This window comes from Qipengyuania gelatinilytica, from assembly GCF_019711315.1.
Lineage (GTDB): Bacteria > Pseudomonadota > Alphaproteobacteria > Sphingomonadales > Sphingomonadaceae > Qipengyuania > Qipengyuania gelatinilytica.
In genome coordinates this window covers 1,579,442-1,604,804 of sequence record NZ_CP081294.1, presented here as the reverse complement: position 1 = coordinate 1,604,804, position 25,363 = coordinate 1,579,442, and the positions used below count along the sequence as shown (strand labels likewise).

24 protein-coding genes and 1 tRNA gene are annotated in these 25,363 nt (G+C 63.9%); 15 read left to right on the top strand and 10 right to left on the bottom strand.

All coding sequences use genetic code 11. The annotated features are described in order from the left end of the window. Positions 1-19: 19 nt before the first annotated feature. The 3 genes from K3136_RS07970 to K3136_RS07960 form a co-directional block, all read right to left on the bottom strand. Entirely contained in the window at positions 20-1,855 is a 1,836-nt protein-coding gene (locus tag K3136_RS07970) for an asparagine synthetase B family protein (protein ID WP_221429816.1), read from the bottom strand. Between the two features lie 80 nt (positions 1,856-1,935). Next, positions 1,936-2,073 (bottom strand): hypothetical protein, encoded by a 138-nt coding sequence (locus K3136_RS07965; protein WP_221429815.1) that lies wholly within the window; start codon positions 2,071-2,073, stop codon positions 1,936-1,938. Between the two features lie 45 nt (positions 2,074-2,118). After that, the gene (locus K3136_RS07960; RefSeq protein WP_221429814.1) at positions 2,119-2,400 is read right to left on the bottom strand and encodes a PqqD family protein; all 282 of its coding nucleotides are present in this window, start codon (positions 2,398-2,400) and stop codon (positions 2,119-2,121) included. A 140-nt stretch (positions 2,401-2,540) separates the two neighbouring features. Here K3136_RS07960 and rpe point away from each other — a divergent pair, with 140 nt between their 5' ends. From rpe to K3136_RS07920, 8 genes are all read left to right on the top strand, one after another. Next, positions 2,541-3,239: a ribulose-phosphate 3-epimerase gene (rpe, locus tag K3136_RS07955; protein WP_221429813.1), complete on the top strand. Its 699-nt coding sequence runs from the start codon at positions 2,541-2,543 to the stop codon at positions 3,237-3,239. Then, positions 3,236-5,182 carry a heparinase II/III family protein gene (locus K3136_RS07950; RefSeq protein ID WP_221429812.1) on the top strand — a complete coding sequence of 649 codons (1,947 nt, stop codon included), beginning with the start codon at positions 3,236-3,238 and terminating at the stop codon, positions 5,180-5,182. The genes rpe and K3136_RS07950 overlap by 4 nt, the downstream gene beginning before the upstream one ends. A gap of 8 nt (positions 5,183-5,190) precedes the next feature. Then, positions 5,191-6,777, top strand: coding sequence for a bifunctional phosphoribosylaminoimidazolecarboxamide formyltransferase/IMP cyclohydrolase (purH, locus tag K3136_RS07945; protein ID WP_221429811.1), 1,587 nt, complete (start codon positions 5,191-5,193; stop codon positions 6,775-6,777). A gap of 240 nt (positions 6,778-7,017) precedes the next feature. After that, positions 7,018-7,698, top strand: a complete 681-nt coding sequence (gene msrA / locus K3136_RS07940) for a peptide-methionine (S)-S-oxide reductase MsrA (protein WP_221429810.1) — start codon at positions 7,018-7,020, stop codon at positions 7,696-7,698. 36 nt (positions 7,699-7,734) lie between these two features. Further along, entirely contained in the window at positions 7,735-8,202 is a 468-nt protein-coding gene (locus K3136_RS07935) for a Fur family transcriptional regulator (protein WP_221429809.1), read from the top strand. Between the two features lie 74 nt (positions 8,203-8,276). Beyond that, a complete protein-coding gene (dxs, locus tag K3136_RS07930; protein ID WP_221429808.1) occupies positions 8,277-10,199 on the top strand; it encodes a 1-deoxy-D-xylulose-5-phosphate synthase in 1,923 nt (640 codons plus the stop codon). Beyond that, positions 10,196-11,014, top strand: coding sequence for an alpha/beta hydrolase (locus K3136_RS07925; RefSeq protein ID WP_221429807.1), 819 nt, complete (start codon positions 10,196-10,198; stop codon positions 11,012-11,014). Before dxs ends, K3136_RS07925 begins: the two co-directional genes overlap by 4 nt. Further along, the gene (locus tag K3136_RS07920) at positions 11,011-11,808 is read left to right on the top strand and encodes a crotonase/enoyl-CoA hydratase family protein (RefSeq protein ID WP_221429806.1); all 798 of its coding nucleotides are present in this window, start codon (positions 11,011-11,013) and stop codon (positions 11,806-11,808) included. The genes K3136_RS07925 and K3136_RS07920 overlap by 4 nt, the downstream gene beginning before the upstream one ends. Before the next feature lie 107 nt (positions 11,809-11,915). Here the strand turns inward: K3136_RS07920 and K3136_RS07915 are convergent, their stop codons facing one another. The 5 genes from K3136_RS07915 to K3136_RS07895 all read right to left on the bottom strand — a co-directional run bounded on the left by K3136_RS07915 (position 11,916) and on the right by K3136_RS07895 (position 17,596). Continuing rightward, a complete protein-coding gene (locus K3136_RS07915) occupies positions 11,916-12,599 on the bottom strand; it encodes an NnrU family protein (protein WP_221429805.1) in 684 nt (227 codons plus the stop codon). A gap of 55 nt (positions 12,600-12,654) precedes the next feature. After that, on the bottom strand, positions 12,655-13,140 hold the full coding sequence (locus tag K3136_RS07910) for an FKBP-type peptidyl-prolyl cis-trans isomerase (protein ID WP_221429804.1): 486 nt from the start codon (positions 13,138-13,140) through the stop codon (positions 12,655-12,657). 23 nt (positions 13,141-13,163) lie between these two features. Then, positions 13,164-14,456 (bottom strand): amidohydrolase family protein, encoded by a 1,293-nt coding sequence (locus tag K3136_RS07905; protein WP_221429803.1) that lies wholly within the window; start codon positions 14,454-14,456, stop codon positions 13,164-13,166. After that, positions 14,453-15,844, bottom strand: a complete 1,392-nt coding sequence (locus K3136_RS07900; RefSeq protein ID WP_221429802.1) for an amidohydrolase — start codon at positions 15,842-15,844, stop codon at positions 14,453-14,455. Before K3136_RS07900 ends, K3136_RS07905 begins: the two co-directional genes overlap by 4 nt. A 105-nt stretch (positions 15,845-15,949) precedes the next feature. Next, entirely contained in the window at positions 15,950-17,596 is a 1,647-nt protein-coding gene (locus tag K3136_RS07895; RefSeq protein WP_221429801.1) for a peptide MFS transporter, read from the bottom strand. A 199-nt stretch (positions 17,597-17,795) separates the two neighbouring features. On the opposite strand from K3136_RS07895, the gene K3136_RS07890 reads away from it, so the two are divergent. The 7 genes from K3136_RS07890 (at position 17,796) to K3136_RS07860 (ending at position 23,403) form a co-directional block, all read left to right on the top strand. After that, the gene (locus K3136_RS07890) at positions 17,796-18,137 is read left to right on the top strand and encodes a GntR family transcriptional regulator (protein ID WP_221429800.1); all 342 of its coding nucleotides are present in this window, start codon (positions 17,796-17,798) and stop codon (positions 18,135-18,137) included. Positions 18,138-18,287: 150 nt separating this feature from the next. Then, entirely contained in the window at positions 18,288-18,569 is a 282-nt protein-coding gene (locus tag K3136_RS07885) for an integration host factor subunit beta (protein ID WP_221429799.1), read from the top strand. A 71-nt stretch (positions 18,570-18,640) separates the two neighbouring features. Further along, positions 18,641-18,725: transfer RNA gene (locus K3136_RS07880), tRNA-Leu, on the top strand. Between the two features lie 176 nt (positions 18,726-18,901). After that, positions 18,902-19,537 carry a PilZ domain-containing protein gene (locus tag K3136_RS07875; RefSeq protein WP_221429798.1) on the top strand — a complete coding sequence of 212 codons (636 nt, stop codon included), beginning with the start codon at positions 18,902-18,904 and terminating at the stop codon, positions 19,535-19,537. A 79-nt stretch (positions 19,538-19,616) separates the two neighbouring features. Further along, positions 19,617-21,191: an NAD(P)/FAD-dependent oxidoreductase gene (locus K3136_RS07870; RefSeq protein WP_221429797.1), complete on the top strand. Its 1,575-nt coding sequence runs from the start codon at positions 19,617-19,619 to the stop codon at positions 21,189-21,191. 27 nt (positions 21,192-21,218) lie between these two features. Further along, positions 21,219-21,629 (top strand): GtrA family protein, encoded by a 411-nt coding sequence (locus K3136_RS07865; RefSeq protein WP_221429796.1) that lies wholly within the window; start codon positions 21,219-21,221, stop codon positions 21,627-21,629. A gap of 1 nt (position 21,630) precedes the next feature. After that, positions 21,631-23,403, top strand: a complete 1,773-nt coding sequence (locus K3136_RS07860) for a hypothetical protein (RefSeq protein WP_221429795.1) — start codon at positions 21,631-21,633, stop codon at positions 23,401-23,403. On the opposite strand, the gene msrB is transcribed toward K3136_RS07860, so the two are convergent. After that, on the bottom strand, positions 23,400-23,894 hold the full coding sequence (msrB, locus tag K3136_RS07855; protein ID WP_221429794.1) for a peptide-methionine (R)-S-oxide reductase MsrB: 495 nt from the start codon (positions 23,892-23,894) through the stop codon (positions 23,400-23,402). The genes K3136_RS07860 and msrB overlap by 4 nt on opposite strands. A 55-nt stretch (positions 23,895-23,949) precedes the next feature. Next, positions 23,950-25,290, bottom strand: coding sequence for a cytochrome P450 (locus K3136_RS07850; protein WP_221429793.1), 1,341 nt, complete (start codon positions 25,288-25,290; stop codon positions 23,950-23,952). Positions 25,291-25,363 lie beyond the last annotated feature (73 nt).

Below are 25,363 nucleotides of genomic sequence, written 5' to 3'. Positions count from 1 at the left end.
GCTGTGACGCATAGCCCGCTCAGAATTCATTACGGTTTTCGACATGCCCGATGAAGCGTGCGGCAAGGATCGCGCGCGGCAGGGCGAGACGCCGCGGGTAGTCGTTCTCCCAGCTGAAGTCCGGACCTTCGGGCCAATCTTCGATCAGTCGCTGCAATCGCTCGATATCAAGTGACCGTCCGAGAAACGGGTGGTCGCGCGCCCGTTCGAGCAGGTCCATCATGTCCTCGCGGGCGGGCGTCATCCGCGCATGCCAGTCGACATTGTGCTGGCCATGGAGCCGGTTGGTCCGGATCGCCTCTGGCACGCGACCCTTGCCCATCAGCCGGGCGAGGCGGCGTTCCTCGCCGTCCCAGGCGAAGGCCCTGGTCGGCAGCGACATGCAGAATTCGACCAGCGGGCGATAGGTCAGCACGTCGCGTTTGCGGACCCCGTAAAGCTGCTCGAAGGCAAGGTCGACGTCGCGGCCCGGGCCGTCGGCATCCCGCCATTCGCGGGCGACTGTTCCGGCGCGGTCGAGATCATGGGTGAGATCGGACCAAGCGCCCTGCGATCCACGAGCGCGCGCTCTTGCGGCCTGCTTTTCCCGGGCTTCCGGGGACAGCGGCGTGATCAGCGCGGTCATGTCGGTGCGCTCGGGGTGCGCGAGGCTTCGCAGGCGCTGCCGCAATGCGCGCGGCAGGTGAGGCAACACACTCAGGGCAGCGAGCTTGCGCCAGAGCGGCCTCCCGTCACCGGGGCGGTTGTTCAGGAGGCGCAACAGCTGCTTCCACTCTCCCGCCCTTGCATACTCGGCATAGGCGCTGCGTCCGGCATCGCTGATCGTGACATTCCCGAAATCTGCCGTCAGCAGAGCATCGCAGCCCAGCTCGCGCGCCTTGGCATAGACATTGTGGTACATGCCAACATTCGCGAGGCCGGGAGCAAAGGTCTCGCTCGCGGCAAAGACGTCCCGCGCTCGGCGATCGTGCGGACCGTGGTCGTCGTCGGCAATGTGCCAGTCTATCCGCGGATTGGCTTGCGCCATCAGGCCGGCGAAAGGACGCTCGTCGCCCATCGTCCCCGGCTCGCACTTACCCTGCCAGTTCCGGTCCGGCACGAAGGTGATTGCATCCAGCTTTTCCCTTTCGGGAGAGACACGCAGCAAGGCATCGGCAACGAGCGTGGAATCGAGGCCGCCGGACAGTGCCATGGCAGGCCGCGATGCCCAGGCCGCGGCCCTGGAGGCAGCCTCGTCGAGCAAGGTACGCGCCTTCTCGACGGCGGCATCCTCGTCATAGTCCGCAGGCTTCATCGGCTCTGGTGGCTGGTACCAGCGGGTGACCTGCCGGACGCCGTCCTTGATGCGGACATGGGCGCCAAGCGGAACCATGAGGATATCGCGGTACCAGGACTGCTCGTCGCCGGATCGGAAATCATAGGCGAGTTCATCGATCACCCGATCGTAATCGGGTTCGCGCGGGGCACCGGCTGCAAACAGAACCCGCAGCAATGGCGATGCGATGATCCGGCCTTCCGCGTGATGATAGTAAAGCGGCGGCGCATCCCATGGAGAGCGCGCAAGGTGTAGCGTTCCGTCGGGCAGGTGCGCGGCAGCGGCGTAGCTTCCGACAATCCTGCGATCGGCATCCTCGCCCCACCGCGTCACACATGCTGCATAGAGATGTGCGGAATTGTCTGGGGCGATGCCGGTCAGGTCTGTCAGCTCGGCAGCATTGTCGATCCAGCCGGTAAAGGCAGCGATCGTGCCGCCGCTGTTGCCCACGTGGTCGCGGCTCGCTGCCAGCGCAATCGAGGTCGAGCCCGACAGGACTTGGGCGGGCTTGCGGTCATACCGCTCCAGAGCCTCGCTCAATGCATCGAGCGGAGCGTGCCGGCCGCCGTGCGATGCATGCCAGAACGCAATCATATCGGCCTACGCATAGGCGCGCTGTTTCAGGATTTCTTGTTGTTGTTTGCCTGGTCGAGCGGAATGGGGCCCTGGGCGATATCGCGGATCGTGCCGAGACGGACCAGTGCGGGTTTTTCCCATTGCGGCTTTTGGCCTTGTGCTTTGTTGTCAGTCGTCTTCATGTCAGCAATCCTTCTGTGCGCACCCTAACAAACCGCCTGCCAAGGTCAAAGCGGCTTGTGCTGCCCCCGCTCGATCAGGGCGGCGTCCTCGAACTGGCCGAGGAGGCCGGCGACATCGCCCGAAATCACCTGCGGATCGGCTTCATAAAGCTGGGCCATCTGGCGCGCGATCTCTTCCTCGCTGCGCTGCCCGTCGATCGCCTGCCACACCGCCTTTGCCGTTCCCGTAAGGGAAAACAGCTCACCCCCCTCGAGGTCCACTATCAGGATCTCCTCGTCGACCTGCGTCGCAACGAAATTCCCGGTGCATTTGCGGATGGCGGCCATGACCGTCCTCCTAGCGTTGCCCTTAATGCAATCCAAGCCCGATCGTTCGTGGATAAGCCTGCGCATAAGCTTGTGGAGGCTCGGCGGAGACGGGTATTTCACCGCGCAGCTTTCCGTCCCCGCGCCAAGGTGGCTCCTGCATGACTGCTCCGCTTATTTCCCCCTCGATCCTTTCGGCCGATTTCGCGCGCCTTGGTGAAGAGGTGCGCGCCGTCGACGAAGCGGGTGCCGACTGGATCCACATCGATGTGATGGACGGCCATTACGTGCCCAACATCACCATCGGTCCGGCGGTGGTGAAGGCGCTCAGGCCGCACACGAAGAAGACCTTCGACGTCCACCTGATGATCGCGCCGGTCGATCCCTATCTCGAAGCTTTCGCAGAAGCGGGTGCGGATATCATTACCGTGCATCCCGAAGCGGGGCCGCACATCCACCGCACGCTGCAGGCGATCAGGAACCTTGGCAAGAAGGCCGGCGTGGTGCTCAACCCGGGCACGCCCGCCAAGATGCTCGATTATTTGATTGAGGAAGTGGACCTTGTGCTGGTGATGAGCGTCAATCCCGGTTTCGGCGGGCAGAGCTTCATCCATTCGCAGCTCCGCAAGATCGAGGCGATCCGCAAGATGATCGATCAATGCGGCAAGGACATCCGGCTCGAAGTAGATGGCGGCGTCGATCCGACCACCGCGCCGCTGTGTGTCGATGCGGGCGCCGATGTGCTGGTCGCGGGCTCGGCCACCTTCCGTGGCGGGCCGGAGAAATATGCGAGCAATATCGCTGCGCTCAAGCAGCATGGCGGTAGCGCAAACGAAGACTCGCTGAAGGGTCAGGGATGAGCGAGGGGCACTCCGACCTGCTGAACGCGGCGCGCGAGGACGCGGCCGACGAAATGCAGGTCGCGCTGCCCCTGTTCGACGACCCCGAACCCCACGTTGTCGAGGACGACGAGCCCGAGGTTCAGGCCGAGGAGCCTGCGGTCGAAGCCCTGCAAAAACCAGCGCCGCAGCCCAAGCCCGTTCCGCCTCCGGCCAATGATGCCGAGCCCGAGCCGCTGGAGCCTGCCCGCGCGCTTGTGCCTGCCGATTTCGCCCTGCCGCGCACTGGTCCGATCGAAAGCGTCATGCGCTGGGGCTACCGGCTCGGCATCCCGGGCCCGATCCTCGCGGCACCCTTGCGCAAGCCGGCAAAGCCGCGCCTGCTTGGCACGGTCGAGACGCCGCTGGCAGGTGATCGCATCGCGGGGATTTCGCTGCGTGCGGGACAGATGCAGGTTGCCGGGCTCAAGGCGCCGCTCGACAAGATCGATTACAACTCGCCGTCCAAGCTCACCCCGCCCTTCGTGCGGGCGGTGCACGGCTTCCTGTGGATGCGCGATCTCTCGTCCTGCGCCACCCGCGCGCAATGCGCTGGGACGGCGGGTCCGATCTTTGCTGCATGGCTCAAGGCCAATCCGCAGGTCGGCAAGGGGCCGGCCTGGAGCGTCGAGCTGGCCGGGCTGAGGTTGCTCAACTGGCTGGTCCACGCACCGATCCTGCTCATCGGCGAGGGCGAGAAGCACAAGCCCGCCATGCTCGAGGCGATGGAGACCACCGCGCGGTGGCTCGACCGGCAGGTGGCGAGTGAGAATGATCGACTGGCACAGGTTTGCGGTTGGGCGGCGATTACTGCCGCAGGCCTCCTCATGCCCGATGGCAAGCCGCGCCGCCTCTATGGCGAGGCAGGGCTGCTGCGCTCGCTGGGCGAACTGGTCAGCGACGATGGCGGCGTGCTGTCTCGCAGCCCGAGCGCGCAGGCTGAAGCGATTGCGCTGCTGATCGACCTGCGCGCCTGCTATGCCGCCGTGAACCGCGAGCCGCCGCAGGGCATCGAATCGATCCTGGGCCTGCTCGTGCCCGCGCTTCTTTCGCTGCGCATGGGCGATCGGGGGCTCGGCAGCTGGCACGGCTCTGCCGCGATGAGCGAGGAGGCGCTCGACTCGCTCGTGACCGCCAGCGGCGTGCGCAGCCGCCCGATGCTGGAATCGCGGCATTGGGGTTACCAGCGCATTCGCGGCAAGGAAGGCGTTCTGGTCTTCGACGCTGCTCCGCCGCCCAAGCCGCGCCATGCCCGCCATGCCTGCGCCTCCACGCTGGCCTTCGAATTCTCGCATCGCGCGCAGCGGATCATCGTCAATTGCGGTGGTGCAGAGCTTGCAGGCGCGTTGGTCCCGGCGCGGATCGAACAGGGGCTGCGCGGAACCTCTGCCCACTCGACGCTGGTGCTGGAAGAAACTAACTCCACCGCCGTCCTCCTGCACGGGCAGGTCGGCAAGGGTGTCGAGGAAGTCGATTTCTCCCGCGAGACGATCAAGCAGGGCGCGCGCAAGGCGACCAGGTTCGAGGCCGTACATAATGGCTATGGCGCGCGCTTCGGCCTGCTCCATCGCCGCATCCTGATCCTGTCGGACGATGGCGGGGAGCTGCGCGGGGAAGACGTGCTCGAACCGTCTACCCGCAAGGGCAAGCGCGGCAAGATCGGCTTCGCCATGCGCTTCCATCTCGGCCGCGGGATCGAAGCGCGGGTGAGCGATGACGGGCATGGTGTGCACCTTGCCCTGCCCGACGCAAGCTACTGGCAATTTCGCCTCGCAGGCACTAGCGGCGAGGCGCACTGCACGCTCGAGGATTCGCTGTGGGTCGATGGCCACGGCCGTCCCCATGAGGTGCAGCAGATCGTGGTCGAAGGCATGGCCGCTCGCAGCGGGGAACGCTTCCCCTGGCTGTTCAAGAAAATGGGATAGAAGTTTCAATGGCAGATGTGGCGATCAAGCGGGCGCTTCTCTCGGTGTCCGACAAGAGCGGTTTGGTTGAACTGGGCAAGGCATTGGCCGCCAAGGGCGTGGAGCTGGTGTCGACCGGCGGTACCGCGAAGGCGCTGCGCGAAGCGGGCCTCGAGGTGAAGGACGTCTCCGACCTCACCGGCTTTCCCGAAATGATGGACGGCCGCGTGAAGACGCTGCACCCGATGGTCCACGGAGGCCTGCTGGCCGTGCGCGACAATCCCGAACATGCCGCTGCCATGGAAGAGCACGCGATCGGCGCAATCGATCTCGTGGTCGTGAACCTCTATCCCTTCGAAGCCACCGTGATGCGCGGCGCCGAGCGCGACGAGATCATCGAGAATATCGACATCGGCGGTCCCAGCATGGTGCGCAGCGCGGCCAAGAACCATGCCTTCGTCACCATCGTCACCGACCCCGCCGATTACGACACGCTGGTGAGCGAACTCGATGCGACCGGTGCGACCTCGCTCGACTTCCGTCGCAAGTGCGCGGCCAAGGCTTTCGCGGCGACTGCGGCTTACGATTCGATGATCAGCCAATGGTTCGCCTTCGCCGACCAGCAGCAGACCTTCCCCGATTTCCTCGCGGTCAATGGCAAGGCACCGGTCGAGCTGCGCTATGGCGAGAACCCGCACCAGAAGGCGGCGCTCTACACGCCCAGCGGCCCGCACGGCAGAGGCATCGCGCAGGCCGAGCAGCTGCAGGGCAAGGAACTCAGCTACAACAATTACAACGATGCCGACGCCGCGCTCGAACTTTGCGCGGAATTCGCCGGCGGCGAACCGGCGGTGGTCATCGTCAAGCACGCCAACCCCTGCGGTGTGGCGCAAGGCTCGAGCCTGATCGAGGCATGGAACGAGGCATTGGCATGCGACAGCGTGTCGGCCTTCGGCGGCATCGTGGCGGTGAACACCGAGCTCGACGGTGAGACAGCACGGGCAATCTGCGAGATCTTCACCGAAGTCGTGATCGCCCCTTCGGTTTCGGACGAGGCGCGCGAAGCCTTCGCCAAGAAGAAGAATTTGCGCCTGCTCGTCACCGGCGACCTGCCCGACCCGCGCCGCGGCGGGCTGATGGTCAAGCCGATCACCGGCGGCCTGCTGGTCCAGACGCGCGACAACGGCGCGATCACCAAAGCCGACCTCAAGGTCGTCACCAAGCGCGAACCGACGCAGCAGGAACTGAAGGACTGCCTCTTCGCCTGGACCGTTGCGCGTCACGTGAAGTCGAACGCGATCGTCTATGCCAAGGACGGTGCGACCGCGGGCATCGGCGCGGGCCAGATGAACCGCCGCGATTCGTCGCGGATCGCTGCCATCAAGGCCGCAGAAGCCGCCGAGAAGTACGGCTGGGAGCAGAGCCGCGCAGTCGGCAGCGCGGTTGCCTCGGACGCATTCTTCCCCTTCGCCGACGGCCTGCTGGCCGCGGCCGAAGCGGGTGCGACCGCGATCATCCAGCCGGGCGGGTCGATCCGCGACGAGGAAGTGATCGCTGCGGCGGACGAGCAGAATCTCGCCATGGTGTTTACCGGAATGCGACACTTCCGGCACTAATCGGCTGGCCGAGCTTCGGAGGGGCCGACTGATCGGCTGAACCGTTCACAACCATCGTATTCAGCACGTTGCAATTGGGCGGCGTGTAACCACGTGGGGTATTCCCACGAAAGAACACAACATGAGCCTCTTTACCCCAGACCTTTATCGCAATTTCGGCATCGGATTTTTCGCCGGCGCCATCATTGTCGCCTTTTCGAACGGCGCGGAAATCGTCTCCGCCGTGGCCGCGATCGTCTGATGAAGCGCTTAGCCCTCCTCCTTGCCGCAGGCGCTCTGGCTACGACCACCGCCTGCCAGCAGCCCGCTTTCGCCGCCGAGAAGGTGGTCGAGGCACCTGTTGCCGCGCGCAAGGCGAACGAGGGCACCGGTCTCAAGACCGCCATTTTCGCAGGCGGCTGCTTCTGGGGCGTGGAGGCTGTCTTCAGCCATACCAAGGGCGTTACCAGCGCGGTCTCCGGCTATCACGGCGGCACCAAGCGCCAGGCGGACTACAAGCTCGTCTCCTCGGGCGTGACCGACCATGTCGAGACGGTGAAGGTCACCTACGACCCCAAGGTGGTGCGCTATGACCAGCTGCTGCAGATCTTCTTTTCGGTCGTGATCGATCCGACGCTCAAGAACCGCCAGGGCCCGGATCGGGGCGCGCATTACAATGCCGAACTGATCCCGGTATCGGCCGAGCAGCGCCGCGTCGCTGCCTCCTATCTCGCCCAGCTGAAGAAAAGCGGGCTGTGGGACAAGCCCATCGTCACCAGCATCGAACCGGCCCGCACCTTCTACGCTGCGGAGACCTATCACCAGGACTTTGCCGACAAGAACCCGCGCCACGGCTATATCGTGCGCTGGGACGCGCCGAAGGTCGCTGCGCTCAAGCGTCTCTACCCCTCGCTCTACCGCGCCGAGTTCCGCCGCAACTGACTTGCGCGCATCGCCGTGTGATCCTACCTCTTTCGCATGGCAGGACACTCGCACGCGCATAAGGAACATTCGGGCGACGATCTGATCGACGCAGCCCGCATCACGCTCACCGATTCCGGAGAACAGTGGACGGGCATGCGCCAGTCGGTGTTCGAGGAACTCGCGCGGCACGAAAAGCCCGCCAGCGCCTACGATATCGCCGACAATCTCTCAGCAGCGCGCGGCAAGCGCGTTGCGCCCAACAGCGTCTATCGCATCCTCGACCTGTTCGTGCGCACCAATCTTGCGAACCGGATCGAGAGCGCGAACGCCTATCTGGTCAACACGCACCCGGGCTGCCGCCACGATTGCATCTTCCTGATCTGCGACGATTGCGGGAAGGCTACCCATATCGACGACGAGCGCGTCACCGGCGCGCTGCGCGATGCTGGCAAGGACGCGGGCTTTACCGATGTCCGTCCGGTGGTCGAACTGCGCGGCCTGTGTGACGATTGCGCGGCGTAGGCTGCGCCCAAGCGTGTATTTTCAGCGATAAACCGTTCATCGACAGTTCGGAAAACCGCGTGTAAGGCATTCGTATGAGTGAACGCCCAAAGACGCCCCTGCTTGACACGGTCGACACCCCCGCCGACCTTCGAAAGCTCGACAAAAGCCAGCTTCGCCAGCTCTCCGACGAGCTGCGCGCAGAGATGATCGATGCCGTCGGCACGACCGGGGGGCACCTCGGTTCGGGCCTCGGCGTCGTCGAACTGACTGCGGCGATTCACTACGTGTTCGATACGCCGACCGACAAGCTGGTGTGGGACGTTGGCCACCAGTGCTACCCCCACAAGATCCTGACCGGTCGCCGCGACCGTATCCGCACCCTGCGCCAGGGAGGGGGCCTGTCCGGCTTCACCAAGCGCGCGGAGAGCGAATACGATCCCTTCGGCGCAGCGCACAGCTCGACCTCGATCAGCGCGGCGCTCGGTTTCGCCATGGCCAACAAGATGCAGGACCGCCCTGGACGCGGCATCGCCGTCATCGGCGACGGCGCAATGAGCGCGGGCATGGCCTATGAGGCGATGAACAATGCCGAACAGGCGGGAAATCGCCTGATCGTGATCCTCAACGACAACGACATGTCGATCGCGCCTCCGGTCGGCGGCCTGTCGGCCTATCTCGCGCGTACCGTTTCGAGCAGCGAATATCTCGGCCTTCGCAGCCTTGCCTCGCGCTTGTCGAAGAAGCTCAGCCGCAAGGTGCATGACGGCCTCGAAAAGGCCGAGGAATATGCCCGCGGAATGGTCACCGGGGGCACTCTGTTCGAGGAACTCGGCTTTTATTACGTCGGCCCGATCGACGGGCATAACCTCGACCACCTCATCCCGGTCCTCGAGAATGTGCGCGATAGTGAACAGGGCCCGGTCCTGATCCATGTCGTCACCAAGAAGGGCAAGGGCTACGCGCCGGCCGAAAACAGCGCCGACAAATATCACGGCGTCGCCAAGTTCGACGTCGTCACCGGCGAGCAGAAGAAATCGAAGGGCGGACCGCCTGCCTACCAAAACGTCTTCGGCGAAACGCTGGCGAAGATCGCCAATGACGATCCGCGCATCTGCGCCATCACCGCCGCCATGCCGAGCGGTACAGGCGTCGACAAGTTCGCCCAGGCCCATCCCGACAAGGCTTTCGACGTCGGTATCGCCGAACAGCATGGCGTGACCTTTGCCGCCGGTCTGGCCGCAGAAGGCATGCGTCCCTTCGCCGCGATCTATTCGACCTTCCTCCAGCGCGCCTACGACCAGGTCGTGCACGACGTGGCGATCCAGAACCTGCCCGTGCGCTTCGCCATCGACCGCGCCGGTCTGGTGGGCGCCGACGGCTGCACGCATGCCGGCTCTTTCGACATCACCTATCTCGCGACCCTGCCGAACATGGTGGTGATGGCCGCTGCCGACGAGGCGGAGCTGGCCCACATGACCTACACCGCCGCCGAATATGACGATGGCCCGATCGCTTTCCGCTACCCGCGCGGGAGCGGCACGGGCGTCGCAATTCCGGAGAAGCTGGAAAAGCTCGAAATCGGCAAGGGCCGTATCGTGCGCGAAGGCACCAAGGTCGCGATCCTGTCATTGGGCGCGCGCCTCGAAGAGGCGAAGAAGGCTGCCGACCAGCTCGAGGCCAAGGGCCTGTCGACCACGGTTGCCGACATGCGCTTTGCCAAGCCGCTCGACACCGACCTCATCGAGAAGCTGATGCGCAGCCACGAGGTCGTGGTCACTGTCGAGGAAGGTGCGATCGGCGGTCTCGGCGCACATGTGCTGACCTTCGCATCGGACGAAGGGCTGACCGACACCGGGCTGAAGGTTCGCACAATGCGCCTTCCCGATGTGTTCCAGGACCAGGACGATCCCGCCAAGCAGTATGACGAGGCGGGTCTCAACGCCCCGCAGATCGTCGACAAGGTGCTGAGCGCACTGCGCCACAACAGCACCGGCGTGGAAGAAGCGCGGGCTTGAGCCGACCGATCCGCATCATGATGTGGATCGTCGGCCTCGCCTTTACCCTGTATCTCGTCCTGCTGGCGATCCTCTGGAGCCAGCAGGAGCGGCTGATCTATCCGGCGCCCCAAACGGTCGGTCCGACGACGGGTGGCTTTGAAGAGATTAGCTACCCGACCGATGACGGGCTCGCCATTTCGGCGGGTTATCGCGAGGCGGAAGCCGACAAACCGACCATCGTCTATTTTCACGGCAATGGAGCCGACTGGGTTTCGAGCGTGGTCGCGACCGACCGGCTGGTGCCGGCTGGCTATGGCGTGCTCGCAGCCGAATATCGCGGCTATCGCGGCAATCCCGGTACACTCAGCGAGGAAGGTCTCTATCTCGATGGGCGGGCGGCCATCGCCTTCCTTGCGCGCCGCGGCATATCCGCCGACGATATCGTCATCATCGGCAACTCCATCGGCTCGGGCGTAGCGACGCATCTCGCAGCGGAAACCGGACCACGGGCGCTCGTCCTGATCAGCCCCTTTGCAAGCATGCGCCAGCTGGTAGCCGAGAAGATCCGATGGTTTCCGACCAGCATGTTCCTGCGGCATCGCTACGAGAATATCGAGAAGATCGGCGCGGTCGAAGCGCCGGTCCTGCTCCTCCACGGAGACGCCGATCGGGTGATCCCGCATGCCCACACCCGCCAGCTTGCTCAGGTGCGCCGCGATGCGAAACTGGTGATCTATCCCGGCAAGGGCCACGATCTTGCCTGGCATGACGAGGCGGAAGAAGCGGTGTTATCCTTCCTCCATACAATCCCGAGCGAAAGCGTGACCGAATGACCCTCCTGACCATCGACACTGCCGAACATGTTACGACCCTCACGCTGAACCGCCCGGACAGCATGAACCCGCTCGGGGCTGCCGGTGACGGGGATGCATTTGCGGCGGCCTGCGATGCGATCAACGCCGACATGGGTGTGCGCTGCGTGATCCTGACAGGGGCCGGGCGCGCTTTCTCTGCCGGTGGCGACATCAAGGCGATGAAGGAGAAGACCGGCAATTTCGGCGGCACCGCACCCGAGATCGCCGATGGCTATCGCAACAACATCCACAAGATCCTGCGCGCGCTCTATTCACTGCGGGTGCCCCTGATCGCGGCGGTCAATGGCCCGGCCATCGGACTTGGCTGCGACCTCGCCTGCCTCGCCGATATGCGGATTGCGAGCGACAAGGCCAAGTTCGGCGTCACCTTCCTCAAGCTGGGCATCATTCCGGGAGATGGCGGCACGTGGATTCTGCCGCGCATCATCGGCGAAGCGCGCGCGGCGGAGCTATTCTACACCGGCGATGTGATTGACGCGCCGACCGCGCTCGAATGGGGGCTGGTCAGCCGTGTGGTCGGGCATGATGCGCTGCTCGAAGAGGCCAATGCGCTCGCCGCCAAGGTTGCTGCGATGCCTCCGCATGCCCTGCGTCAGGCGAAGAACCTGATGCGCCAGGGGCGCTCGACCTCCTATGACGCCGCGCTGGAGATGGCAGCCAATGCGCAGGCGCTGATGCACTCGACGCAGGATCACATGGAAGGTGTCGACGCATTGATCGAAAAGCGCGCGCCGAAGTTCACCGGGCGATAGGGTCGGGCGCGGTTCCGGGCATGCCCGATTGGCTCTGAGCGACCCTGTTCGCGGGGATTTTGGCTTCGGTAGCCGGGACAATCGCGTGGCGAAACACCGCCCCTGAGCTAGCCGACCCAGCGCCAGATGCCTGCGGGAATGCCGTTGGCATGGATGTGGCCGAAAGTCGCCAGAAGCCAGATCACAATGCCGCCGATCCACGCCGCAGGTCCGGCTTTCAGGAGCGCGCCGAAGCGCGGCCAGTAGCTGGTCTTCGCTTCCCAGCCCGCCCAGGCATCGCCCATCAGAACCTCCTTCTTGCGGTCCTGCATATGCGCGCCGACCAGGGCGAGGAAGCCGACCGCGCCGGCAAGAATGAACTGGCGCGGTGTGGGGCTGAGCAGGATATGTACTGCTGCCCAAAGGGCAAAGGACCACATCATCGGATGGCGGGTAATATTGAAGACGCCATGGGGGTCCTGTGCAGCAAGCTTTTCAGCTCCCGGCGCGGGCATCGCCGGATTGCGGATGAAGGAGCCTGCCAAGAGCACCGAAGCGACAAGCATGATTATGGTCGCCGCGATCCAGACACCGTCGCCCATCCCGTTCCACAAGGGCGCACCGCCCGGCCCAACCGCGCGGAAGCTCATGACCACCCAGACGAAGGTCGCCAGCGCGACCAGTGAATAGACGCCGCGGAACCCGTTCTCGCCCAGCTTGGAGACGATCGGCGCTCTCAGCGGGTGCGACAGGGCGAAATGCGTGCCGACAAAGGCAATCGAAGCAGCAAGAAGCGCAAGCAAAGGTGTCATAGGTCCCTCCCGGTAGAGGAAAGCTATCACACGCCGCCCGGACGGCAAATGTCGTTCAGTTGCTTTCGATGCCGATCAGCTTGACCTTGAACAGCAGCGTGGCCCCGCCCGGGATCGACCCCTTGCCCCTGGGACCATAGGCGAGGTCCGCCGGCGCCGCGATCTCGATCGTGTCGCCGACGCCCATCTGCGGGATCGCCATCTGCCACGCCTTGATAAGGCGGCCCAGCGGGAAGGTCGCCGGCTCGCCCCGGTCGAAGCTGGAATCGAAGGTCTCGCCGTCGATGAAGGTGCCCGCGTAATGCACGGTCACCCTGTCGGCGATGCTCGGCTTCTCGTCCGATCCGGCATATTCGAGATATCGCCAGCGCAGTCCGCCATCCATCGAATACCAGCCGTCTTCTGCCTTGAGGCCGGCGAGATAGGCTTGCTGCGCGTTCATCCACGCAAGGTCCTGCGAACGGTCTGGCCCGCTTTCGTCCTGCGCGGTAACGGCCTGGAAACCGACAGCTGCAAAGGCCGCCAGGAGGGCGAGTATCATCGAACGCATCGGTATGTCGGTCCTTACCAGTCGAATGCCTTGGGCAGGTCGCTCTCGTCGAGGTCGCGGTAGCGATCGCGCAGGCGGCTCTGATGGTTTTCGAGCGGTTGCGCAACCCCGTCGATATAGACCTGCGTCGGGACCGAGCCGACCTCAAGCGGATCGCCGTCCCAGATCACGATATCGCCAGCGGCACCCGGCACGAGCGATCCTGCGCGGCCACCCAGCCGGCTGATCTCGGCCGGGACCGAGCTGATCGCGGCGAAGGCCTGCCCCCAGCTCAATCCGCCGGCCCCGGGCACGCGGGTAAGCGCGACGAGGTTTCCGGCATACTGGTTGAGGTTGCGCGGGTTCTCCATCGCGGAAGCATTGATCGCCACCTTCACGCCCGCTGCTGCCATGCGGCCGACGTTCGATTGGGTGCTGGCGAGCTCTTCGAAGCTGCGCGGCAGATCGTCGAGGCCATCGGCAATCACGGGGACACCGGCGGCTGCGATCTCGTCAGCGACCAGCCAGCCCTCGCTTGCGCCGACCAGCACCAGATCGAGCGAGCGATACTCGCGCATGAGACCAAGCACGGCGCGGATATCCGAGGCACGCTCGACCGCGACATAGAGTTTCTGCCGGCCGTTCACGACCGGTACCAGGGCCTCTGCATCGGCGCGGGTGAGCATCGCGCTCTCCGCATCCCAGCGGCCATTGGCGAAATCGCGGGCCTCGCGCAGCGCATTGGCGAATTCGGCATAGGTTGCAGCGCGGCTCCCGCCTGCAAGGCGTGCCCCGTTCTCGCCGAGGTGCACGACCTGGAAAGCGCGCGGCGTGGTGACCGGATCGGCATCGGCGCCGAGGTCGATCACCGTGCCCTGTCCGCCGAAGATCGAACCGGTATTGGTCAGCACCGTCGCGGCGCGGGTCACCCCGGCAGCGCGGTGGATCTTGATATGCTGCGAATCCGGATTGATCGCCCGCGACACGTCGAGCGCGGCATTGAAGGGCGAACCCCCGGCGCGCGTATCGTTCGATTCGCTCACCGCGCCCACATCCCACAGGCCGAGCGTGGTGACCGTGGCGAAGAGGCCGGGCGTTACCCAGGCACCCTTCACATCGGTGACGCTGTCGGTTTCGAAGGAGCCTGCGCCCGACATCGGCCCGGCGTAAACGACCTTGCCGTCATCGACGATCACGACACCGTTTTCGATCGGTTCGCTGCCGTCACCGGTTGCCAGCGTCGCGTTGGCGATGACGAAATCCTGCGCGGAAAGCGGTGAGGCGGAAAGCGCGATTGCGCTGGCGGCAAGTGCGAGGAGGCGCTTCATTTCACATCTCCTTCACCGGGCTGGCCGAGCTCGAAATCGCTCACCGGACGGCGCTTGCGGTCCATGGAATCGTACATCAGCGCACCATCGATCCAGACCTTCTCGGGCCGCGAATAGACGGATAGTGGATCGCCGTTCCACAACACGACATCGGCCATCTTGCCCGGTTCGAGGCTGCCGGTCATCGCGTCGATGCCCATCGCCTTGGCGGGGTTGAGGGTGATCCACGAAATCACCGTCGCATCGGGGATATCGATCCCGGCGCGGCGACCTGCGGCCTGTGCCTTGGCCGCTTCTTGGTTCAAACGCTGGATGCCGTTCGCATCGTCCGAATGGATGACCACGCAGGCGTCCTCGCGCTGGAGATAGGCGGCGTTTTCGAGGATGCCGTCATAAGCTTCCATCTTGAAGCCGTACCAGTCGGCCCAGATCGCGCTGCACACGCCGTTTTCGCGCAGCAAATCGCCGATCTTGTAGGCCTCGACCGCGTGGTGGAAGGCGGACACCTTGTAGCCCATCTCCTTGGCCATATCCATGACCAGCGCCATTTCGTCGGCGCGGTAGCAGTGGTTGTGGACGAGGATATCGCCGTCGAGCACGCCGACCAGCGTTTCCTTGGCAAGGTCGCGCTTCTCGCGGTCACCCTCGGCATAGGCGCGCGCATCGAGCCAGGTCTGGCGGTTGACCGCGAAGTTGCCCATGCGGGTCGAGGGCATGCGCCCGCGGCCGCCATAGACGCGTTTGGGGTTTTCACCGCAGGCCATCTTGAAGCCATAGGGCGCGCCGGGGAACTTCATTCCCTGAACGGTGCGCGCAGGCACGTTCTTGATGGTGGAGCTGCGCCCGCCCATCAGGTTCGCAGAGCCGGGCAGGATCTGGAGGCTGGTCACGCCGCCATTGGCGAGCGCGCGGGAGAAGCCGGGGTCCTGCGGCCAGATCGAATGTTCGGCCCATACCTCGGGCGTGGTCGGGCTGGTCGCCTCGTTACCGTCCGAATGTGCATCGACGCTCGGACTGGGATAATCGCCAAGATGCGAGTGGATATCGATGATGCCCGGCGTCACGTACTTGCCCGCTGCATCGACGCGGTCGTAGCCATCGGTCGAAAGCGAGGCATCGCCGATCGCCACGACTTCGCCGTCGCGGAACAGGACCGTGCCGTTATCGATCCTGCCGCCCTTGCCGTCGAATACGGTCGCCCCGACCAGCGCAGTCGGGCGTCCGGGATAGGGGCGGTAGGTGCTGGGGAACGGCTCGTTACCGTCCTGGCCCGTGGGGGTGGTCCATTCCTTGTCCGGCTTGGACGCTGAGGCGGTTTCGTTTCCGGTGCCCGAGGTGGCACATGCGGCGAGGCCTGCGGCAAGCGCAAGCGGGGCAAGTCTTTTCATGCAGTCCCCCAAAAGTGAACGGGCCGGAGCATTGCTGCCCCGGCCCGTCCGGTCAATCCAATTTGGTCGAGGGATTTCGCCCGTCGGACGATCCCCCGCCCGCTATCAGCTGCGCGAAGTCGGGTGGACGCCCGCTTCCTGCGCCTCGAGACCGGCTTCCGCCTGACCTTCGAGCGCATCGTCCTTGATCGTGTCGAGGTGCATCAGGCGCTTGATCAGCGGGCTGACGACCATGACGCCGACACCGATGGCAATCGCGTACCAGCCGACGGTCGAGTAGACGTCGAGCACGACCTGCTTGCCGGCTTCTTCGCCGACACCTTCGCCGCCGGTTGCAGCAGCGATCAGGCCGGCTGCGAAGTTACCGGTGGCCGAGGCGAAGAACCAGGTACCCATGATGAGCGAGGCCATGTGAGCCGGGCTCAGGCGGTTCATCGCCGAAAGGCCGACAGGCGAAAGGCAGAGCTCGCCGGTGGTGTGCAGCAGGTAGATGAGGAAGATGAAGATGACCGGCGTCGGCACGTTGATGCCCACGCTTTCCGCGCCCCAGACGAGGACGAGGAAGCCGAGACCCACCTGGATCACGGCGAGACCGAACTTCATCGGCGTGCTGGGTTCGGCGCCTTTACGCGCCAGCCCCTGCCACAGCATCGCGAAGAGCGGTGCGAGAAGAACGATGTAGATTGCGTTGATCGACTGGAACATCGATGCGTTCACGCCCTGCGTATCGACATGGCGATCGGTGAACACGTTGAGCGACGAACCTGCCTGCTCGAACAGTGCCCAGAAGACGATCGAGGTCAGGATGAGGAACATGGCTGCAAAGATGCGGTCACGCTCTTCGGGTGCGAGCTTGGTCACTGCAGTGAACAGGACGTAGGCGACGAGTCCACCGCCGAACACGCCGAGGACGGTACCGACGAGTTCCTGGTACTGGATTGCCGCCCAGCACAGTGCGACCATGGCGAGGCCTGCGCCGTAGATGGCGTATTCCTTGCCGCCCTTGATCTTGGCCGGGTCCTTGGGTTCGCCTTGGCCGAGCAGCAGCGGCTTGCCGATGACGAAGAAGATCAGGCCGATAAGCATGCCGATGCCGGCGAGACCGAAGCCGTACTGCCAGCCATAGGTCTGGCCGAGATAGCCGCAGATGATCGATGCGGTCGCCGCACCGACGTTAATGCCCATGTAGAAGATGGTATAGGCCGGATCGCGGCGCACGTCGGTGCGCGGATAGAGCTGGCCGACGATGACCGAGATGTTGGCCTTAAGGAAGCCCGAGCCCACGATGATGAGGGCGAGAGCGAGCCAGAAGACGTTGATCATCGGATCTGCCTGTCCGCCCGACCCTTCGAATGCCATGAAGAAGTGGCCGAAGGTCAGCAGGACCGCACCGAAAAGGACCGCCTTGCGCTGGCCGATATACTGGTCGGCGAGATAGCCGCCCACAACCGGCGCAATGTATACGAGCGCGGTATAGGCGCCGTAGATCACGTAGGCCTTTTCTTCCGCGAACATCCAGTGCTGGATGAGGTAGAAAATCAGGAGGGCGCGCATGCCGTAGTAGGAGAAACGCTCCCACATTTCGGCCATGAACAGGAGGAACAGGCCCTTGGGGTGCCCGATAACCTCTTCCTGCGGGCGGGTGATCAGCACCACGCCGCCGATGAGAAATGCTGCCAGTGCGACCACGGCAACCCTGAAAGTCCACATTTCGAACGCTGAGTCGAATGTGAAGAAGACGCCTTCTACCATCGAATCCGGTATCCCTTGTTTTGTCGAAAGGCCGGCTTCGTGCGCGACCCCTCCCCGAAGAAGCGCGCACCCTAGCGCTCTGGCGCGCAATGTGAAGCATTAGTTACAGGCGAGACCAACTGTCACGAGAATGTCGGGAACCTTGCGCGCCGCGCTGTATTATGGCACTGATGCACTATACGACAACCGGGGATTCGCCATGAGCAACCAGTCCAAGCCCGTCTATCTCAAGCTGCGCGACATGATCGCGGCGGCGATCATCGACGGACAGTACCGGGAAGGCGAGATGCTCCCCTCGGTACGCGCACTGGCGGCAGAGCAGGGCGCCAATCCGCTGACCGTCGCCAAGGCGTACCAGCAGTTCCAGAACGACGGCCTTGTCGAAGTGCAGCGCGGTGTCGGCATGTATGTGGCGAAGGGCGCCTCGGCCACGCTGCGCGAGCGGGAGCGCGAGGCTTTCCTGAAGGAAGAGTGGCCCGAGATCCGCACCCGGATGGACCGGCTTGGAATCGCCCCTTCCGAACTGCTCGCCGACGCCTGAATGGCGCCGCTTTCCGGCAAGTAACTGACAGCTTGCAGAAATCCACGTTTTCTGCCACAAAATCCATTCAAGGGGTCGTCTCGATTACGCCCGTAAGGGTCGCATAAAAGGTATTTGACTACCGCGCAGGCGTTAGTCAGGAGAGCGTAGATGATCCGATCCGAACTTCTCACGGCGATTGCTGAAGACAATCCCGAACTGCGCGCCGAAGAGGTGGAGCAGGTCGTAGACATCTTCTTCGAGGAAATCGCCCAGCGTCTGTCCGAGGGCGGTCGCGTCGAATTGCGCGGCTTCGGTGCTTTCTCCACCCGTGAACGCGAAGCCCGCAAGGGCCGCAATCCGCGCACCGGCGATATGGTCGACGTGCCCGCAAAACGCGTGCCCTATTTCAAGCCGGGCAAGGAAATCCGCGAGCGCCTGAACGAGAAGTAATCGCGCCTGAGCTCCGTTTGAGCGATTGCAGCCAATCCAATCAGTGACTAGGCACGCTCCCTGCCGATCAGGCGGGTGTGGCGGAATGGTAGACGCCGGGGACTTAAAATCCCCTGTCCCTTGGACGTGTGGGTTCGAGTCCCACCACCCGCACCAGGCCCTCTCCCCAATAGTCGTCGCAGGCCCCGCCTGCTCTCCTGCCGTGCCGGGACGGGCATCTTATATTCGTATTAACCCGTAGGCCGATAATAGACGAAACCGAAGGGACACTTGGGCCAAGACCATCGCGAGCGGACAATGCGTCCGTGACCGATCTTGGGGGACGAAATACGATGGATTATTCCGCTGCGCTGAACGCGGATGACAGGAACGAAGCCGATGCGGTCGAGCAGCGCTCGGCGCCGCGTTACACCTCGCTGATCCGGGCTGCGAAGATCGTGTGCGGGCAGGGCGAGTTCCTCTGCGTCATCAGGGACGTGTCGGCGACCGGCATCTCCTTCCGCAGCTTCCACGCACTTCCCGACGATACCAATCTCGCGCTCGAGCTCCAGAACGGCGAGAGTTACGAGATCACCGAGGTCCGCCGCGAAGGGTTCGAGGCGAGCTATCGGTTCGAGAAGCCCGTCGAGGTGGAAAAGCTGATCCACGAGACCTGGAACTTCCCCAAGCGCCAGCTTCGCCTCAACCTGGCGATTCCGCTGACGATCTCGACGCTGTCGGGCAAGGCCGAGGCAACGACCGTCAACCTGTCGCAACAGGGCGCGCGCGTCGAATGCGACGCGGCTTTCGCGATCGACCAGCGACTTATCGTAACCGGGGAAGGTCTGTCCGAAACACGTGCCACCGTGCGCTGGCGCCGTGATGCAGAATTTGGCCTGGTGTTCGACAACACGCTCTCGCTGAGGGAATTCGCGATGCTCGCCGCCGCGGTCCAGTGCCCTGCCATGCTGCGGGACCAGCCCATCTGACGCGGTTTTTGCGTAAGGCATTAAGTACCTTTTAACCAATATCCTTCACTTCCGGTTCGACAACAAATCGGGGGTATTCATGGGTACGACCAACAATCCGCTCAAAGTCGACGTTGCAATCATCGGAGCGGGTCCTGCCGGGCTCACTGCAGGCTACCTGCTGACCAAGCAGGGCAAGACTGTCGCGATCATCGAGAAAGACGACACCTACGTCGGCGGCATCAGCCGTACGGTCGAACATGAAGGCTACCGCTTCGATATCGGCGGCCACCGCTTCTTCTCGAAGTCGCAGCAGGTCGTCGACCTGTGGAACGAGATCCTGGGCGAGGACGATTTCATCCAGCGCCCGCGCATGAGCCGCATCTATTACGAGGGCAAGTTCTACAGCTACCCGCTGCGCGCCTTCGAAGCGCTGTGGAACCTCGGCATCCTGCGCTCGACCGTCTGCATGGCGAGCTACCTCCAGTACAAGCTCTTCCCCAAGAAGGACGTGAAGAGCTTCGAGGACTGGACCACGAACCAGTTCGGCCAGAAGCTCTATTCGATCTTCTTCAAGACCTACACCGAGAAGGTGTGGGGCATGCCCTGCAACGAAATGAGCGCCGACTGGGCCGCCCAGCGTATCAAGGGCCTTTCGCTCTGGAGCGCTGTCGTCGACGGCCTCAAGCGCAGCCTCGGCCTCAACAAGAAGCCGAATGACGGCATGGCAACCAAGACGCTGCTCGAAACCTTCCGCTACCCGCGCCTCGGCCCGGGCATGATGTGGGATGCCGCGCGCGACAAGATCATTGCCTCGGGCAACGGCCACATCATCATGGGTCATGGCCTGAAGCAGCTTTCGGCCAATACCGACGGCAGCTGGCGCATGAGCGCCGAAGGCCCCGATGGCGACATCGTCATCGAAGCGGACCATGCGATCAGCAGCGCGCCGATGCGCGAACTGTCCAAGCGCCTCCACCCGCTGCCGCAATCGACGCTGCAGGCGAACGATCTCAAGTATCGCGACTTCCTGACCGTCGCCCTGATGGTCGAGGGCGAGGATCTCTTCCCCGACAACTGGATCTACATCCATGACAGCAAGGTGAAGGTCGGCCGCGTGCAGAACTTCCGCAGCTGGTCGCCGGAAATGATCCCGGACGAGGACATGGCTTGCGTCGGTCTCGAATACTTCTGCTTCGAGGGCGATGGCCTCTGGTCGATGGAAGACGACGACCTCGTCAAGCTCGCCACCGAGGAAATGGAAATCCTGGGCCTCGTCGACCGCAAGAAGGTCAAGTCGGGCGCCGTGGTCCGGCAGGAAAAGGCCTATCCGGTCTATGACGAGGACTATGCCGCCAATGTCGATGCCATGCGCATCGAGCTGGAGAAAAAGCACCCGACGCTGCACCTCGTGGGCCGCAACGGCATGCACCGCTACAACAACCAGGACCACGCCATGATGACCGCCATGCTGACGGTGGAGAACATCATCGCCGGCGAGCGCGTTTACGACACCTGGTGCGTCAACGAGGACGCCGAATATCACGAAGCCGGTGACGAGGGTGCGGAAAGCACGCTGCCCAACCGCCAGCTGACCGAAGACCAGGCCGCCGCGCTCAATTCGGTCCGCGATGTTCCGACCAAGGTCGATGGCAAGGATCGCGAGGCCGCTTGAGGCCGGACGTACGAGGGGGAACGGGGCATGAGTGAAGTGATCTCCAGGCTGCAGCGCATACGCCTCCTGCGCTATGGTTTGGCCAGCGTTGCGGCGCTGGCGGTGGACATGGGCCTCTTCCTCGCCCTCCTCGCCTTCGCGGTTCCCGCGGCACTCGGGTCGGCGGCTGCCTATTCGGCCGGCATCCTGACCCACTGGCTGATTTCCAGCCGTGCCGTCTTCAACGACACCGTCGCCGCGCGCGGTCCCGAACGCACCCGCCAGAAGGCGCTGTTCGTAGGCTCCGCTCTCGTCGGTCTTGCCCTGACCACGGCGATCGTGGGTCTGGGCGAGATTGCCGGTATCGATCCGCGCCTCTCCAAGCTGGCTGCGATTGTCGTCAGCTTTGCGGCGACCTGGCTCTTGCGCAGCCGCGTGGTCTTCCGCTCTAACGCCTGACATGGCTTACGACCGGCGTGCGCGCCTCGGGGAATTTCCCCTCGGACAGATCATTCTTGCTTGGCTTGCGGTCAGCGCGATCCTGTTCCTGACGGGCCTGCCCTCGCTGTTGAAGGGCCAGTTTCCCGATCCCGATGACGTGCTGCGCCTCGTGCAGGTCCGCGACCTGCTGGCAGGACAGGCATGGTTCGATCCGATGCAATATCGCATCGATCCACCCGCAGGCACGGCGATGCACTGGTCGCGGCTGGTCGACATGCCGCTTGCCGCCGTCATCATACTCTTCACCCCGCTCGTGGGGCAGGCGAATGCCGAGCTGGTGGCGCTGATCGCGCTGCCGATCATCACCTTCGGTCTTGCCGCTGCCGTCATCGGCCGCCTCGCATGGCGCCTCCTCGGCACCCGCGTTGCGATATTCGCCGTGCTCGCCTGCGGCTTCCTGCCTGCGCTGCTGTTCCAATTCCGCCCCATGCGGATCGACCATCATGGCTGGCAGATCTTCAGCGTAGCGGTGGCGCTGTGGGCGATCAGCTGGCGCGATGCACGCAAAGGTGGCTGGCTGGCAGGGATCGCCATGGCGTTCGGCCTGTCGATCTCGCTCGAAATCCTTCCCATGGCAGGCGCATTCGGCGGCATCCTGTTCGTGCGCTGGTGGCTCGACCACGCACAGCGCGGCTGGCTGGTGGCCTATATGCAGGCGCTGTCGGGCGGCTTGCTGCTGTTCTATCTCGCGACCCGCGGTCCATCGGCCTGGACGCAATATTGCGATTCCATCTCGCCCGCGCATCTCGGCTTCTTTCTCGTCGCCGCGCTCGGAACGTGGGTTATCGCCAAGACGACCAAGCTGCGCGGTTTCGGCCTGGTCCTGCTGTTCTCGCTGGTCGGGGCGGCTGCACTCGCGACCTATGCGCTGTCCTCGCCCGATTGCCTGCGGACGCCCTTTGCCGCGCTCGATCCGGCGGTCGATGCCTTCTGGTATCGCCGCGTTCTCGAAGGCCAGCCCTTCTGGGTCCAGGCTGCGGCGGTCGTGGTCCCTGCGCTGATCCAGATGACCGCAGCCGTGGGCGCGACCATTGCGATCCGCGCGCAGTCCATGGGCTGGATGCGCGTCTGGTGGACCGAATATCTTGCGCTGCTGCTCGCCTCGATCGTGCTGGCTCTTCTGGTTGCCCGTTCGCTTGCCCTTGCATCAATCATCGCCGCGATCCCGCTTGGCTGGCTGGCGACCCGCCTGCTCGAGCGCGTGCGGATGGAGAAGGCGATCGCGGCGCGCATCGCTTCGGTCCTGATCCTCATCATGCTGCTGGTCCCGATGACCCCGGTCACGCTGTGGCAGAACCTTGCACCCGATACGCAGGTCGAAGGAAAGCCCGCCCGCAGCGTGGACGAGGCGCGTTGCGTCATCCGCGAGCAGGCGGGCCTGCTTGGCAAGCTTCCGAAGGGGACCGTCTTCGCGACGCTCGATATCGGGCCCTCGATCCTTCTCGAAAGCCATCACGGGGTGGTGGCGACAGGGCATCACCGCGCGAACGAGGCAATGGCGGACGTCATCAACGGTTTCACCAAACCGGCAGACGAGGCGCGGCCGATCATCGCATCACGCGGCGCGGACTATGTCGCGCTGTGCAGCGATCTGGTCGAGACTTCGATGTTTACTGCGCTGGCGCCGGACGGACTCGGTGCCGATCTGGTTGCAGGTAATCCGCCCGAATGGCTCGAGCCCGTGGACCTGGGCGGACCGGAGGAATTCCTCGTCTACCGCGTAGTCGATTAAGCCGGCACGAAGTCCATCGCCACGCCGTTGATGCAATGGCGCTTGCCGGTCGGCCTGGGTCCATCGTTGAAGATATGTCCCAGGTGCCCGCCGCAATCGGCGCAGTGCACTTCTGTGCGCGGATAGCCGATCTTGTAATCGGTGCTGGTGCCGACCCCACCGGGGAGGGCCTTCCAGAAGCTGGGCCAGCCGGTTCGAGAATCGTATTTCGTCTTCGAGGAATACAGCTCGTTGCCGCAACCAGCGCAGGTGAAGGTGCCCGCGCGCTTCTCGTCATTGAGCGGCGAGGAGTACGGGCGTTCGGTGCCCGCCTCGCGCAGGATATAGAACTCGCTCTTCGTGAGCTTCTTGCGCCACTGCGCCTCGCTCAGGGAGATCGGGAATTCCTTCGCCTGCGCCGCGCTCGATCCGCAGGCGGCAAGCGTGGTTGCAGCCACGCTTGTGCCCAGCAGTCCGAGAAAGGCGCGCCGGTTCTTGAGAGTATCGTGCATGGGTCTTCTCATAGGCTCCTGCCCATGAATACGCCCGGAACGCGCGAAAGTTACATCAGAATTCGGTCACCTCGACTTCCAGCTTGCGGAAGCCGTGGACGAAGTTCGCCCGCACGCGCTCCACATCGCCTGCAAGATGCACGCGCATGCGGCGCTTGTGCATTTCTTCGAGCAGGACGCGCAGCTGCAATTCGGCCAGGCGCGCACCGACGCAGCGATGGATGCCATAGCCAAAAGCAATGTGGCGCCGGGCATTCTCGCGCTCGATATCGAGCTTGTCGGGATTCTCGAACACGTCTTCGTCGCGGTTGGCCGACAGGTACCAGAGCACGACCTTGTCGCCCTTCTTGATTGTCTGCCCGAAGACCTCGGTATCTTCGGTGCAGGTGCGGCGCATATGCGCGAGCGGGGTCTGCATGCGCAGTATTTCCTGCACCGCATTGGGGATGAGCTCGGGCTGCTGTTCGAACAGCTTGCGCTGGTCGGGGTTCTTGTCGAGCTGGTAGATGATCCCGCTCATCGAATTGCGGGTCGTGTCGTTGCCGCCCACGATCAGCAGCACGAGATTGCCCATGAATTCTTCCGGGCGCATCTGGTTCATCGCCTCGGAGTGGATCATCATCGAAATGAGGTCGTCGCCCGGTTCCTTGTCGTGGGTGCGTTCCACCCAGAGCGACTGGAAATAGGCCGCCATCTCGTGGAGGAAGCCCCAGCGCATCTCGTCGAGCGAACGGACGGTGGCAAGCTCGGTATCGCCCGACCAGTCGGACCAGAAGGTCAGCAGGCGGCGGTCTTCCCAGGGGAAGCCGAAGAGGATGGCAAGCATGCCGGTGGTGAGCTCGATCGAGACCTTGTCCACCCAGTCGAACACCTCACCGCGCGGAAGCGAATCGAGCAGCTCGCCCGTGCGCTGGCGGATTTCGCCTTCCATCTCGGCCATGCCTGAGGGGGTGAATTTGGGCGCAACGGTGCGCCGCTGGCCGGTGTGCTGCGGGCGGTCCATCGCGATAAACATCGGTAGCTCGCGGCGATCGCCGACATTGCTTTCGGCAAGCTCTTCCTCGGTAAGCCGATTGAGGATGGTGATCCCGCCATGCTCCCAGCTGGAGGAGAAGGTCTCGGGCAGCGCCTCGATATGCTGGATCGCCTTGTGCCCGACCACAGCCCAATAGGGACCGAAGGGGCTCTCGGGGATGTAATGGAGCGGGCCGGCCTCGCGCATTTCGCGGAAGATCGGCTGCCAGGTGTTTTCGGCGTAGATATCGCTGCGGCTGACGTCCCACTTGTGCGTGTGGTTCAGACGTTCCTCGGGATGTTCGGCGAAATGCTTCGTGAGCGCTTCGTAAGCCGTCGGCGAGGTGCGGCATTCTGGCCGCGCGGGAGCGATGGTAGCCATGGGATTCTCCTCTCGCACGCATCCTGCCTTAACTGACAGGCGTGTCAATAGTGCGTTTCAAAAGCGAACCTAT

What these genes read in the sequence shown, in the direction of transcription:
- msrB (WP_221429794.1), bottom strand. Translation starts at nt 23,894, where the DNA reads ATGCACGATACTCTCAAGAACCGGCGCGCCTTTCTCGGACTGCTGGGC.
- K3136_RS07890 (WP_221429800.1), top strand. Translation starts at nt 17,796, where the DNA reads ATGAGCAACCAGTCCAAGCCCGTCTATCTCAAGCTGCGCGACATGATC.
- purH (WP_221429811.1), top strand. Translation starts at nt 5,191, where the DNA reads ATGGCAGATGTGGCGATCAAGCGGGCGCTTCTCTCGGTGTCCGACAAG.
- K3136_RS07885 (WP_221429799.1), top strand. Translation starts at nt 18,288, where the DNA reads ATGATCCGATCCGAACTTCTCACGGCGATTGCTGAAGACAATCCCGAA.
- K3136_RS07950 (WP_221429812.1), top strand. Translation starts at nt 3,236, where the DNA reads ATGAGCGAGGGGCACTCCGACCTGCTGAACGCGGCGCGCGAGGACGCG.
- K3136_RS07870 (WP_221429797.1), top strand. Translation starts at nt 19,617, where the DNA reads ATGGGTACGACCAACAATCCGCTCAAAGTCGACGTTGCAATCATCGGA.
- K3136_RS07910 (WP_221429804.1), bottom strand. Translation starts at nt 13,140, where the DNA reads ATGATACTCGCCCTCCTGGCGGCCTTTGCAGCTGTCGGTTTCCAGGCC.
- K3136_RS07935 (WP_221429809.1), top strand. Translation starts at nt 7,735, where the DNA reads ATGGCAGGACACTCGCACGCGCATAAGGAACATTCGGGCGACGATCTG.
- K3136_RS07915 (WP_221429805.1), bottom strand. Translation starts at nt 12,599, where the DNA reads ATGACACCTTTGCTTGCGCTTCTTGCTGCTTCGATTGCCTTTGTCGGC.
- K3136_RS07920 (WP_221429806.1), top strand. Translation starts at nt 11,011, where the DNA reads ATGACCCTCCTGACCATCGACACTGCCGAACATGTTACGACCCTCACG.
- K3136_RS07900 (WP_221429802.1), bottom strand. Translation starts at nt 15,844, where the DNA reads ATGAAAAGACTTGCCCCGCTTGCGCTTGCCGCAGGCCTCGCCGCATGT.
- K3136_RS07960 (WP_221429814.1), bottom strand. Translation starts at nt 2,400, where the DNA reads ATGGCCGCCATCCGCAAATGCACCGGGAATTTCGTTGCGACGCAGGTC.
- K3136_RS07850 (WP_221429793.1), bottom strand. Translation starts at nt 25,290, where the DNA reads ATGGCTACCATCGCTCCCGCGCGGCCAGAATGCCGCACCTCGCCGACG.
- K3136_RS07860 (WP_221429795.1), top strand. Translation starts at nt 21,631, where the DNA reads ATGGCTTACGACCGGCGTGCGCGCCTCGGGGAATTTCCCCTCGGACAG.
- K3136_RS07965 (WP_221429815.1), bottom strand. Translation starts at nt 2,073, where the DNA reads ATGAAGACGACTGACAACAAAGCACAAGGCCAAAAGCCGCAATGGGAA.
- msrA (WP_221429810.1), top strand. Translation starts at nt 7,018, where the DNA reads ATGAAGCGCTTAGCCCTCCTCCTTGCCGCAGGCGCTCTGGCTACGACC.
- rpe (WP_221429813.1), top strand. Translation starts at nt 2,541, where the DNA reads ATGACTGCTCCGCTTATTTCCCCCTCGATCCTTTCGGCCGATTTCGCG.
- dxs (WP_221429808.1), top strand. Translation starts at nt 8,277, where the DNA reads ATGAGTGAACGCCCAAAGACGCCCCTGCTTGACACGGTCGACACCCCC.
- K3136_RS07895 (WP_221429801.1), bottom strand. Translation starts at nt 17,596, where the DNA reads ATGGTAGAAGGCGTCTTCTTCACATTCGACTCAGCGTTCGAAATGTGG.
- K3136_RS07905 (WP_221429803.1), bottom strand. Translation starts at nt 14,456, where the DNA reads ATGAAGCGCCTCCTCGCACTTGCCGCCAGCGCAATCGCGCTTTCCGCC.
- K3136_RS07875 (WP_221429798.1), top strand. Translation starts at nt 18,902, where the DNA reads ATGGATTATTCCGCTGCGCTGAACGCGGATGACAGGAACGAAGCCGAT.
- K3136_RS07865 (WP_221429796.1), top strand. Translation starts at nt 21,219, where the DNA reads ATGAGTGAAGTGATCTCCAGGCTGCAGCGCATACGCCTCCTGCGCTAT.